The organism is Undibacterium sp. TJN19 (assembly GCF_049339485.1).
GTDB lineage: Bacteria > Pseudomonadota > Gammaproteobacteria > Burkholderiales > Burkholderiaceae_D > Undibacterium.
Genome location: NZ_JBMPPL010000002.1, coordinates 451,387 through 464,342, shown reverse-complemented (window position 1 = coordinate 464,342; position 12,956 = coordinate 451,387). Strand labels below are relative to the sequence as shown.

Annotated in this window: 8 protein-coding genes; 5 read left to right on the top strand and 3 right to left on the bottom strand. The window is 52.0% G+C overall.

Annotated features, from left to right (window positions below; all coding sequences use genetic code 11):
• The first annotated feature begins 1 nt into the window (after window position 1).
• The 3 genes from ACO0LH_RS10280 to ACO0LH_RS10270 all read left to right on the top strand — a co-directional run bounded on the left by ACO0LH_RS10280 (window position 2) and on the right by ACO0LH_RS10270 (window position 3,246).
• Complete coding sequence (locus tag ACO0LH_RS10280; RefSeq protein ID WP_422940978.1) at window positions 2–856, top strand: SDR family oxidoreductase; 855 nt, start codon at window positions 2–4, stop codon at window positions 854–856.
• Window positions 857–918: 62 nt separating this feature from the next.
• The gene (locus ACO0LH_RS10275) at window positions 919–1,308 is read left to right on the top strand and encodes a LysR family transcriptional regulator (protein WP_422940977.1); all 390 of its coding nucleotides are present in this window, start codon (window positions 919–921) and stop codon (window positions 1,306–1,308) included.
• A 1,182-nt stretch (window positions 1,309–2,490) separates the two neighbouring features.
• Complete coding sequence (locus ACO0LH_RS10270) at window positions 2,491–3,246, top strand: EAL domain-containing protein (RefSeq protein ID WP_422940976.1); 756 nt, start codon at window positions 2,491–2,493, stop codon at window positions 3,244–3,246.
• Between the two features lie 249 nt (window positions 3,247–3,495).
• Here ACO0LH_RS10270 and ACO0LH_RS10265 read toward each other — a convergent pair whose 3' ends face one another.
• The 3 genes from ACO0LH_RS10265 to ACO0LH_RS10255 all read right to left on the bottom strand — a co-directional run bounded on the left by ACO0LH_RS10265 (window position 3,496) and on the right by ACO0LH_RS10255 (window position 8,504).
• Window positions 3,496–6,138 (bottom strand): TonB-dependent receptor, encoded by a 2,643-nt coding sequence (locus tag ACO0LH_RS10265; protein ID WP_422940975.1) that lies wholly within the window; start codon window positions 6,136–6,138, stop codon window positions 3,496–3,498.
• A gap of 312 nt (window positions 6,139–6,450) precedes the next feature.
• Complete coding sequence (locus ACO0LH_RS10260) at window positions 6,451–7,350, bottom strand: hypothetical protein (RefSeq protein ID WP_422940974.1); 900 nt, start codon at window positions 7,348–7,350, stop codon at window positions 6,451–6,453.
• A gap of 239 nt (window positions 7,351–7,589) precedes the next feature.
• A complete protein-coding gene (locus ACO0LH_RS10255; RefSeq protein WP_422940973.1) occupies window positions 7,590–8,504 on the bottom strand; it encodes a helix-turn-helix domain-containing protein in 915 nt (304 codons plus the stop codon).
• Between the two features lie 365 nt (window positions 8,505–8,869).
• Here ACO0LH_RS10255 and ACO0LH_RS10250 point away from each other — a divergent pair, with 365 nt between their 5' ends.
• A complete protein-coding gene (locus tag ACO0LH_RS10250; protein ID WP_422940972.1) occupies window positions 8,870–10,807 on the top strand; it encodes a prolyl oligopeptidase family serine peptidase in 1,938 nt (645 codons plus the stop codon).
• Window positions 10,804–12,942: a hypothetical protein gene (locus ACO0LH_RS10245; RefSeq protein WP_422940971.1), complete on the top strand. Its 2,139-nt coding sequence runs from the start codon at window positions 10,804–10,806 to the stop codon at window positions 12,940–12,942. The genes ACO0LH_RS10250 and ACO0LH_RS10245 overlap by 4 nt, the downstream gene beginning before the upstream one ends.
• Window positions 12,943–12,956 lie beyond the last annotated feature (14 nt).

The window sequence follows — 12,956 nt, the reverse complement described above, 5'->3', positions numbered from 1 at the left end:
AATGATAGCTATTACTGGAGCAAATGGAAAACTTGGTCAACTCGTCGTCTCGGCGCTTCTGCAAGTGTTGCCGGCAACGCAGATTGTTGCGGCGGTTCGTAACACTGCGAAAGCAGACCGCTTACAAGCCCTCGGTGTTGAAGTACGAGAAGCCGACTACGACCGTCCTGAAAGTCTGGAAGCCGCATTCAAGGGTGTGGAAAAAGTGCTGCTCATATCAGCAGTACAGCCAGGGCAACGACTCAGGCAACACAAGGCCGTTATTGATGCTGCGAAACGAGCCAGTGTGAAATTAATTGCATACACCAGCATGCTGCGCGCAGATACCTCAAGTCTGATTCTCGCAGCCGAACATAAGGAAACAGAAGAGTATCTGAAGAATTTAGGGATAGACTTCGTGTTGTTACGCAATGGCTGGTACCTGGAGAACCACACTGAGGCGCTTGGGCAAGCCATCATAAGTGGATCGATATACGCCAGCGCGGGACAAGGGAAGTTTGCCTCCGCTTCAAGGGCTGATTATGCTGCTGCGGCTGTTACCGTATTGACCCAAAGCGGTCACACAAACAGAACCTATGAACTCGCAGGCGACCATTCCTTCACTCTGGAAGAATTGGCAGAAGAAGTTTCAAAGCAGGCTGGCAGAAAAATTGTTTATCAGAATCTGCCACCGGCAGAATATGGCGCAATGTTGCTCGGCTTTGGCTTACCACAATTCATCGTCGATGTCGTGGTTGATGCGGACGTCAATGCAGTGCAGGGAGAATTGGATAGTCCAGCTCGCGATCTGTCTGAACTTCTTGGCAGAAAGTCGACCGCGCTTTCCGATGCAATTAAAGCGGCATTACACACCTAAAACTTGACTCAGCTGCGCAATGACTTAAAGTCGGGCATTGGTCCAGCCAGCATCTGGCGCCAATGCCAAAACTTGATCGATATAAAAAATTGGATTGGTCGCTATTTCGTAGCTTCCTTGCAGTGATTGATGCAGGTAGCCTTTGGGGTGCTTCTAAGCGTTTGGGAACTAATCAACCGACTCTTTCAAGGCAGATTTATGAGCTAGAGTCCCAGCTTGATGTTACCTTGTTTGAGCATACTGGCCGTGGACTAGTACCAACCAAAGCGGCATTATCGATGGTCGATGCTGCTCGCCATATGACGTCTGCTGCACAGGATACAGTTTCTAGCCTGCGCAATTCGGCGAACGAAGATTGGAGAACAGTAAGAATCTCAGCTAGTGAAGTAATTTGCACCTACTTGTTGCCAGGTTGCATCGCGCAATTGTGCGGCGAATTTTCGCGCCTCTAAGTAGATTTGGTGATCACGAACTAAGTCAGTAACTTTTTGCGACGCGATGCCGACATTGCATTGAGAATGACGAATCCTTTACAGTCATCTTTAATCGCAAAAAAATTGCTGACCTTCCGATGGGAGCTTATGCGTCCAGTGAGTACTTGGCCAGACGGGGTAGTCCGACAAGATTGAGCGAACATACGTAGCATGATTTTGCCTGGCATGGATGAGGATAAATCCACAATTCAAGGCCTTCATGGAATTGGACTGAATGTAAACCGTGATTCGTTTGTTATTAGGATAGATAACCAATTTACGTATTCGAAGTGAATTGAGGAAGGTGAAGGAATAGCTTTACTTCCTAAGTTTGTGTCGCATAAACTAACCGCAGTTGAGGCATTATGCCAAAGGCAACCAATTTATTAATTCCGCGTTGGTTAGTCGTCCACCGAGAAATTAAAGGTAACCCACTCATTCGTGCAACCTTCGATTATCTTGCCAGGTCCTTGCTAAGCCATCTTGAAAAACTACGTGTTGATTTTCACTAAAATTAGATCCGCTGGGGGTGCGGACAATTGCTGGATAATTTGCATCTAAAATTGACCCACGTTTAGCACACAATCCTACTTATCTTGATAAGTAGGGGACACGAGTGATTGACGTGGCACTACCAAGTATTACTCGACGCTGTCACATTCGTGACCAGATTCCATTACGGGAGATTGCCAGACGACTGGACATCTCCCGCAACACTGTCCGACGCTATCCGCGCGACGCTGTCCGCGCGGCGCTATCTGCACTCTGAAGTCATAGAGGCAGCCTACGCAGAGCGACAAAAAAATGCCATCGACAAATATGCGTTACAGCGTTCAACCTGGCTTAAACCGGATCCAGCTTGAATCGTAAGCAGCGACGAAGTTTAAAACAGCTTCATCTGGATCTAAAAGAACTGCGATTTGAAGGGGCGTATGAGCGGGTGGCAGCTTTCGCCAGGAAGGGGAAGGTAGGCCAAGCTGGCCAGGGTCAATTCAGCTAGCAAACGAACAGGCAGGAAAATTACAGGACGGTAAATAGCTGATTGAGGTACTATCTAGCAGTAGCAATAAGTAGTACAAATACTGAACGCATGTCCACTTTTGTCGGTACTTTGCCACATATATGATACCTATCTACGCTGAGCCTCTTTCAGAAATGCAAATGGCAGCTTCACCTGTTCCATGTATTGGCTGCCGTAATGGACAATTATTTGAATTGCAATTTGAATACGCATATCAACCTATAGTAGAAGTTTCGACCAAGAGTGTATTCGCGCATGAAGCTTTGGTTCGAGGTCCCGAGGGGCAATCCGCAGCCAGCGTGTTGGCTGAGATTAATGACAGCAACCGCTATCAGTTTGACCAAGCCTGTCGAATAAAGGCAGTGACAGGTGCTGCTCGGCTAGGGATGAAAGAATTTCTTTCCATTAATTTTTTGCCAAACGCTGTGTATAAACCTGAAATTTGTATAAGAACTACTTTGGCTGCTGCACAGCTACATAATTTCCCAATTGAACGTATCATTTTTGAAGTAACCGAAGGAGAAAGGGTTCAGGACCGGCCACATCTGGTCAACATTTTCCATGAGTATCGCCGGTTCGGATTCAAGACGGCAATTGATGATTTCGGTGCCGGTTATGCTGGGTTGAATTTATTAGCTGAATACCAGCCGGATATCATAAAAATCGACATGGATTTGGTTAGAGGGATAGATCAACATAGACCTCGCCAAATCATTGTTGCCGGGATCGTGAAGATGTGCAAAGACCTTGGAATACGGGTTTTAGCTGAAGGAATTGAGACCAGAGCAGAGCGAGATTTTTTGATTTCTGTTGGCATTGATCTGTTGCAAGGATATTGGTTTTGTAAGCCTGTTTTCCAAGGACTCGGCACAATCCATGACGACGCATGGGCTTAGGTCACTGAGTGGAACATTACAACCGGACTGTAATGGCCTTGGCAGGAACAACTCCCAAACAAAAACTCGCCCTTGCGACTTAGTGCTACTTTTAACTACAGTTAAAAATGGGGGGATTACCATTGAATGTCAACTTCAGTGACCGGATCGAAAACCTACGCGATCCGGTCACTGGAACAATTCATTTCACCTGGCATACAGCCCAGTGTCAAAGAACATCAAATAGCTGTTTTCATTTCCCTACTCACCTTATAACTTATAGCTGGCGCGCAGATAGAATGAACGGCCTATCGGGTCTGCGAATCGCGGGTCGTAGCCAGTTTGTGCATTTGGTGTCTGGTTTGAGAACGGTGGATTGGTGTTGAGCAGGTTCTTGATGCCCGCTGACAACGTCAGCCCCTTGAAGCCTGTGTAACTGCCAGACAGGGTCCATATGGAATTGGCACCTACATTTTGCTTGAACTGATCGGCCACTGTGTTTTGATCGGTGTAACCACCCGAGTACCGCTGGGACAAGGTGGCTGACCATGGGCCTTGTGACCAGCGCACGGCAGCATTATGGCGCCAGCGTATCACGCCGTTGTAGACGCCGATGCTATCAGGCGTTTCACCCGTGATGGTTGTGTAAGTATCTTTCAATACATAGGAGCCGTTGAACCAGCCATCGATGCTGCCGAAAGAAAACGCTGGCAGGCGCCATTGGGCTGTCATATCCACTACCTGTGTCGTGACTTCTCCCGAATTGCCAAGCGATGACACATTGATGTAGTCAAGTGCGGTGCCGGCGGCATTGTAGTGATAGCGATCACGGTACTTGTCGAAATCATTCAGGATCATCTGTTCATACAACACTTCGCCGATTTCATCGCGAATCGAGATCTTTGCATAATCCAGTGATACCGTCAGTGCTGAATTTGGTTCAAATACCATGCCCAGCGAATACGACTTGGCGCGTTCTGGTTTGAGATCGCGGTTGCCGCCCACATGAGTCGGCAAATTCATGTTGCAGGAAATATTGGGATTCACACCAGGTTTTGCCACGCCACCCGGGCATAACAAGGGATCGTTGTACTGCGTCGATGTAATACTGCTGACGATAGGACCATTCAACTCATAGAGTGTGGGGGCACGAAAACCGCTATTGAACGACCCGCGCAAAAGCCACAGCTTCGACGGTTGATAGCGAAAGCCAACCTTGGGATTGAAGCTGTTGCCTGCATCGCTATAGCGATCGTAACGCGCAGCCAGTTGTGTTTCAAGTTCACGGGTAATGGGGATATTGGCTTCTGCAAAGACGGCTGAAAGACTGCGTGACCCGCTGGTGTCCTTGGCTGAAACCAGGCCACTTGCACCAGATATCATCATCTGGTCGAGCGGGCCGCGTTTGAGCAGAAATTCAGATGTCTCGCGCCTCCCTTCTATCCCAGCCGAAAAGCCCAGCGGGCCGGCAGGAAGCTCCATTAAGTCGCGTGTTGCACGCATATCAAAACCGGTATTGCGTGCCGTCGCGGCAACGACCTGGCCGCGCACCTGGGCGCTCGCCAGCAAGCTGGCCCCGGTCGCATCTTGTGCACCAAACGGGTTCAGAACGCCGCTGTTGATGCCGTTCTGGATCGCCATGTCATTCAGGTAGCCGGCTGTCAGATCTTCGGTCACCCTGGTGCGTGCACCAGTGATACTGCCGCTTAGATCCCATCCTGCGACGGTGCCTGACAAAGAGGCCACAAGGCGGTCAGAAACGCCGAGATTGGTGGCTTCGCGACGGCCACCTTCCACCGTGCGCCAGCTGACTGCCAGGTCTTCGCCAGTCAAACCGGCAACGGCTGGCGTGCCACCTGTGCCACCCGGATACCATTTGCTGGTGGAATGCATGATCAGGCCCGTCATCGGTGGTGGCGCGATACGGTTGATATTGGTGCTCTCGCTATGCAGCAACTCCAGCCCGGCAATGCCATCTGCGCCGACCTTCATTGTCGCCTTGCCGAGAAAGCTGCTCTGTTTGGTTTCGGGAATGTCGTCGACGAAGCGCGCATAATCTTCGCGGCAAGTCTGGTTTGTCGTACTCTTGATGGCCTCGGGCAGCATGCAGCCGGACGCAAAACTTGGGTTACCCGAAATGCCTGCAGTAGAAAAGAAATTGGCGGGAAAGGTCGTACCGCTGGTTTTACTGATGCCTTTGGCGGGCAAGATTCCGGTTGCTGAAAATGCCCGCTCTGTCGCCATCAGCCTTGCCTGTTCATGATGATCAATGGCACCGAAAATATTGTAGCCATCTTTGTCGAGATCACCAAAACCCGAGGTGATGCTGAAGCGCTTTTCTTTGGCACCGCTTTGTTGAGGGAGAACCGCTTCCAGCGTCACGGTCGTGTCCTTGACTGAACGCTTGGTGATAAAGTTGATGACCCCGGCAATCGCATCGGTACCGTAGATATGCGAAGCACCATCACGCAGTACCTCTATCCTGTCGATGGCGGCAAAAGGAATGCTATACAAATCGGCGCTGCTACCGTCATAAGGGTGATTTGGCAGGCGGTGCCCATCCAGTAAGATCAGCGTGCGTCCATCGCCAAGGCCACGCAGATTGGCAGAAGACTTGCCACCGGTTTCCGCGCCGACATTTCCGGCAGCGACCGTGGTTTGCTGGTTCATTGATAATGAGGTCATGACTTCTTCTATCGTCGTCATGCCCTTTTTGACAAATTCATCTGCCTTGATGACGGTCACGGGGAGTGCGGTCTCCGCATCGATACGCTTGATTGACGACCCCGTGACAGTGACGCGCTCTATCTTTTCCGTTTCTTTTGTTTTCTCGGCTTCCTGTGCGGATGCGACGACGGTAATGCCGCCCAACAGCAGAATTGCACTGCCATAATGTAAACTTTTCTTAATCACTGCGTCTCCAATCTTCTTGCTATTTGAGTGAATCGCCGACACCTCTGGGTGCGCCGGGATATCGCTGCGTTGATGAAGACCATGGTGATACCAATGATGATGGAAGTTACATTGAAACGTCCTGAATGCTGCCCCTGCTCCACTCTTCCATTTGCTCATTGAATACGTTGATCAAACATCAATCACGCAGATTCGATGGAATTGAGTATTGCCCTGGCAAAAGATCCCTGCTTTACATTTCTTGCTGAAGTTACCCAAATCTGCTCAGAAAAGCGCTGTCCGGCTCACCTGTTTGCACACTTGGCAACACAATTACCGGCCAACCTGCGGTGGTACTGTAGCTGCTACAGCTTGTGCCCGTTGCAAGAAGTATTGCGGCCCCATCGCGTCACTACTTTGCTCCTGCAAAAAGCGGATCAAGAACTGGCGTTTGGCGGAAAGTGCTGTGTCTTCGGCCACCCATTGCAGTACACGATGGGCGTAGCCCGGCGTCATCATCCAGCCGAACATTTCTGCCTTGTCTTCTTCGGGGCCATACAGCGCATAGCGGCTCACCATGCCAGCGGCAGGATGCCCCAGGTTGACGAAGCCAATGCCGTAAGCTGTTGCACCGCCACTGCCATAGGAGACAGCGGCAGGGTTCATTGCTAACCAGAGAGGATCACGATAGTAAAAATCGCCAAATACCCGATATTCAATAAAATGATAAAACTCGTGATGTATGCGTAACTCCATCCCTGCCAGGCAAATATCTTCATCATTGTCTGCATAGACGACACTCGCAGTCTCTGGTGCCGGCATGGCCCGTCGCCGCTGGCCAGCCACGGTCAGGTTCTTGACCAGGGCAATATGGGTCAAACGCATGCGCTCGAACAGCACGGCCGGATAGCGTTCCAGCGATGGCAGCACCACACTGAGCAGGCGTTGCATGCGCAGGTGATCAGGCTGGCTATCGACAAAAGCTTCACCTTCGGGAACAGACCATACTGCTTTTAAATGCAGAGCGGCCAGGCGTGCTTCTGTCAATGCTTTTAACTCGGCCAGCGTGGCACCCGCTGGTGCCACTGCTGTGTAGCGAACTTCGCTGGGGCATTCGGCACGCAGGCTGTCAGTTTCGGGTTGGGTGGAATTGCCAATCGTCGGCGCATGCGCGACGCACGCGGACAGAAAAAGCAAGGCAACGGCAGCATGCACCTGCAAGATTGCGCGCATTATTGACGCAGCGGCGTGTGGAATTGGCAAACGATGGCGCATAAGGCTCATCCTTTCGTCGGGCGAGGTTGGCGAAGCGGGAAAAATCACACTTGGACAGAGCTAGTAAAACGATCAGCTTAATGCGTGAGTATACTTGTCCAAGTGTACATAGAACGTGCCGCATTTTGCGTGGTTGGTGTCGGCGCTACGCTACAAATCCTGCCAAAATTGCCTGATCCTGTTACGACAAGCGCCTGTCACACACAATTGTGATGATTGCGCCTGAAAATGGCAGGCGGCAGACCATAGCGCATGGCAAATGCGCGCGAAAAATGGCTGACGTTATTAAAACCCAGAGAAAACGCAATATCGATGATACGGGCATCACCTTCCAGCAAGGCGCTACTGGCGCGTTCAAGCCGTAATTTCATCACATACTGATGTGGTGGCAAGCCGACAGCTTTGCGGAATTCACGCGAAAAATGCGATTCGCTCATCGCACAGAAATCAGCCAGTGCGGCAATCGATACATCCTCTGCGACACTCTCCGAAATATGGGTCAGCACTTTTTGCAAACGGCTACCACAAAGACTGCTAGGCTTTTGCCCTGGCAAAGGCTGGGAATAATTTTCCAGCAAATAGCTTACCAGAGCAGTAATCATGCTGTCGCAAAACTGCTGAGCAAGCGACCCGGCTAGCAATTGTGCATTGAGCAGCTTTCCGACCAGATCGAGGACCACGCGGTCTGGCGTGAACGAGGTATCAACCAGCGAGGACGGGGTTTCGGCGTCGCGCAGGCGTCCCAGTGCAGTGATGGCGTCGGTGGGAATGAATATATTAACAATATCGCAGCTGCTTAAGCGGCGCCAGCGCCCCTGAGAACTGGGTGAGCAGATACGAAAGCGATTTGCGCCTATCATGCCACCGCACACTGCGCGCTCACCATTCCAGATCTGTGATTCCAGCGGTTCCAGCAAGACGGCAATACGGTAATTGTTCGCGTGCGCACCGATGGTCTGTATCGTCGTATCCGGCTTGTCGGAAGACCAGCGCACGATGGATGCTCTGGACATAGGCAAAGGCCCTATGCAGTTGCGCAAGGGACCTGTGACACCACCTCGCCGGAACCAGTCGACCAGACCTTCAGGGTTGTCAATGTTTGGTTCGGACATTTTGAGACCCCCTCAGATATCAATGACGGCAAGCCTGATCATTTCGACAAAACTCACTGGATAAATCGGCATGCTCCGGGCAAGCATGAACTCTTTGCCATGTGCATGTCGTTTCCCATGAGCTGAGCCAGTATTGCAGAAGCACAGCTGCCGCGTCTTGACGATTCCCCATCGTGCCGATGCCGAAATCAGCACAGCGACTTGTATAACTGCTATGACTTGGCGATTGTGCCGATTTCGAGCAAATAATCGTGTACAAGCATCAAGCACTTTTTTAAGCATGGTGATTAACTTTGCTGCATTTATTTGCCGCTAAGCCAGGCCATGCCAAACGCTACGCGCGCACCATTACCAAGGAATATTCAATGACAATAGAAGCAACTCTTGATGTACTTGCCCGTTTACGCTTTGCTTCCAATCTGTGTTTCGCCCGTGATGGCGCTGCCGTGTTTGCCACCATTCGAAACGCCAGCAGCGAGGCCGGATCGCCAAACCCAAGCCACATCTGGCGATTCGACGCAACTGGCGCACGACAACTCACTGACGGCCCGCAAACTGCCCTACTTGTCAGGCCCTCGCCTTGCGACGACAGGCTGGCCTTTGCTTCTGACCGCGATTGCCCGGGCAAATTTGCTCTTTTCCTGCTTGCAGCGTCGGGCGAAGTAATAGGCATAGGCCAGATCCCCGGAACGATAGAGGATTTGCGCTGGTCTGCCGATGGCGACTTTATCGTCGTACTGTCTGCCGACCGCGGCTTGAATGGCGGTGCCACACGCGCCGCCACCAGGATCTGGTGGGGTGACGCGCAGGAACCTGAGATTACACGTGGTGATGCGGTACGCCGCCGGTTATTCCGGGTCATGCTCGCATGCGGTACGACAGAAGAAGTCGGCCCCTGCGCGCATAGCGTATGGGAGTTTGACCTGGTACCGGGTGGCGCAGTCGCCATTGCTTCACGCGATGCAAGCGAGCGTGGCTGGCATCATGCGCAGTTGTTGCAGATTGATTTCGCTGATCGCGCAACGACAGTTTTGCACACCCCTGCCTGGCAGTTGCAGGGACTGGCCACCTGCCCTGATGGCAGCAAGCTCGCTTTTGTGGAAGCCTGGGCCAGTGACCGTGGCCTGGTGGCCGGTGACTTGAGCCTACTTGATCTGGTTACCGGGCGAGTATCGGTTCATGGCCGCGAGCGGCAATCGAACCTGAACTCTATCCAATGGCTGGACAACAGCAAATTGTTGTTTGCTGGCTGGGACCGTCTGGGAACAATATTTGGCGTGATGTCAGTCGATGGTGAGATTGCATGGCAACAACGGGAAAACGCGACGCTTGCAGAAAACGGCTATACCGCCCGCGTCATTGCATCGCTTGATGGAAAGACTATTGCTACCGTACACGAATCGACAGGCATGCCGCCAGAAATTTGCTGGAAGCAGCTGCATGAGCCTGAATGGACGCGCATCAGCAATCTGAACCCACATACCGTTTCTTTGCTCCCAGATTATCCAGAAGTACGTCATATAACATGGTGTGGCAAGGATGGCCTCGCGCTGGAAGCCCTGGTCTTGTTGCCGCGCAATCGCGGTTCATCACCACTACCGATGATAGTCGATATCCACGGCGGCCCCAGCTATGCAAACAAATACAGTTTCAATACCGGCAATGCCTTGCCGTATGTGTCAGCTGGTTTTGCAGTTTTTCTACCGAACTATCGCGGCAATACAGGCTGGGGGCAGAAGTTTGCGCGTATGAACCTGGGTGATCCGGCAGGTGCCGAATTCGATGATATACAGGCCGGCATCGATCATTGCATCGCGCTGGGCTTGGCTGATGCAGGCCGACTGGGCGTTACAGGCAGCAGTTACGGCGGCTACCTGACCAACTGGGCAGTGGCGACCACGCAGCGTTTCAAGGCAGCCGTATCTGTATCGTCCATTTCCAGCCATATCAGTTGCCATTATGGCTGCGAACATGATTTTCACGCCTTCATCAATGGCGGGCCGTTGATGGAAGAGGCCAATATGCATATTGCCACTGAACGTTCACCGCTGATGCAGATGCACGCACATGATCCGGTGACTCCTACACTATTCATACATGGTCGCGATGATCGCTGCACACCACCCAGTGAGGCACAGCAATTTTACGCAGCCTTGCGAGAACGCGGCGTCAACACAGAGCTGGCGATTTATCCACGTGAAGGCCATGGCAGCTTCCGCGAACGTGCTCATCGCATCGATAGCTGGTTACGCCGTATTGACTGGTTCAGGAAATATATGAAATCAGATGAGGTGACGGCATGAGCAAGTACTTCCAAACGACGAGGCACCTGCTGGCAGTGTGGCTGCTCATGGCATTCGTATTATCGGTATGTGGGTCGTCAGCGTCGTTCGCTGAATCCAGGCGTAATGTAAAACTGGATCACGCCGTGTTTCAAGGTCTTACGAATATCAAACTGCACAGCAGCTTGCCGTTGACGGGTATCACCGCGAACGACATCATGATCAGGCGTGCTGATGGCTTGATCGTTGCGGCAAGCGATATTCTAGACTTCAGGGTCAATGACAACGAACTATCGATATCGCTCAGTGCAGTCGTTTTTGCCCGTATCAGCGCTGACGGCACCAGCATAGCAAGCCGCCCATTTGGGAAGTTCAGTGCAAGCCGGGCAATACCGGTATTGAGGCAGGGAGAACCATCTGAAAACGGCCACCTGATCGGCACCAGCGGCTGGACCGACGAAGGCTGGAATACCATTGTCAGCGACCCGAACTATGTCGATACCCTGACCGGGCAACGCGGTTTATACCGCTTTAGCGATACCACGCCAGATCGCGATACCAGCGGACGCCAGATTGCAAAAAAGGGCAGCATGGCAACTACACCTTCCCTGCGTACGAAAACGATGCTGGTACTGTTTGTTGAATTTCCTGACCGTAAAGCGGCTGATGCAGAAACACCCTATCAGCAATTCGCCCCTTACCTGAATTATTTGCAGCCAGCTGCTGCCTGGTTCAGTACTTCATCTTACGGGCAGTTGCAACTTAAATTGCTCGCGCCCCAGCATCACCGCAAACTGGACTGGCTGATGCTGGGAAAAAACGCCAACGAATATAAATGGGGCGGCAGCATGGAAGACACCGGCGATATGTTCCACTATTGCCATGATGTTGCGCAACTCGCCTATGAGCGCTATGGCATCCGCGTGGATGACTATGATCTGCTGCTGATTGTGCCTGCGCAAGGCAAGTCCGGCTTGCCGAACGGGCCAGCCAATATCAATGACCAGTACATGGGGCAGGCAGACCTGCCTTCGCGCGTCGTGCTGGTTGACCACGACGGCAAGGCACACACTTTGGACACCTTCGTTACCGCCGGGAATGACTTGTTTTACTGGGGTTACCGCTGGCTGATCCACGAAACTGGCCACACTTTTGGCCTGCCCGACTTGTATATGTATGAGCCCAAGATCAAGGGGCAGGATGTTGATCGCTTCTTCTACGTCGGCGGATGGGACATGATGGGCAATATCGGCGGGCAATCCAATGATTTTCTTGCATGGCATAAATGGAAAATGCACTGGATACGCGACGATCAGGTTGATGTCGTCAGCCAGCCCGGTGGAGACCCCAGTCATCATGTCATCAGCCCGGTTGAAACGCCGGGCGGCAGCAAAATGCTCGTCGTACGCACGGGCTTGTCGACGGCTTACATCGCTGAATTTCGTACCAGGCTGGGCGTGAACAGCGGTGACCAGCAAGTCAAGCATGCTGGCGTGTTGCTGTATCGTGTTGATACATCATTGCCAAAGAGTGGCGAGAAGCCCGTATTGCAGATCATATCAAAGCAGTATTATCACAGCCCCGAAGTAGGAGGCGAACGCAATCTGACGGGTATCTGGCGCCCCATTGACAAGAGTCTCGATGGCTATGAGCAGGGTGCGACCTGGCAAGCCGGCGATGTTTTCTCTGACCCCGTGACAGGCGTCACAATCCAGATAGACAGCATAGGTCATAAAACTGACACGTCAAAAATGGATAGCCGTTACTACACCGAAGAAGACACAGCATCACTGACAGTCGTCAAGCGTGGCAGCACGCCACTGACCCGGAAAATCACACTGGAAAATGCATCCCTGCACAAGCTTAGACATTTGCATTTTACGGTCCATCTGGAACAAGCAGAAAATGAGAGCAACTGGTTTATCCGCCAGCGTTCGCGACTAAGCGCCAACGATATACTGCTCAGGCAAGCCGACGGCAAAACCATCGCTGCCAACCGGATAAAGTCCTTCAAACTCACAGGCGAGACAGTAGATCTGGAACTTGAACCAGGAGGCTTCGCCAATGCGCAGATGGCCCGTGGCTTGCGACTGGCGACCAGACCCTATTTCAATATCGGTGCCGCTGCCGCCATCCCTGTGCGATTGAAGCCTTAGTGCAAATTAATTAC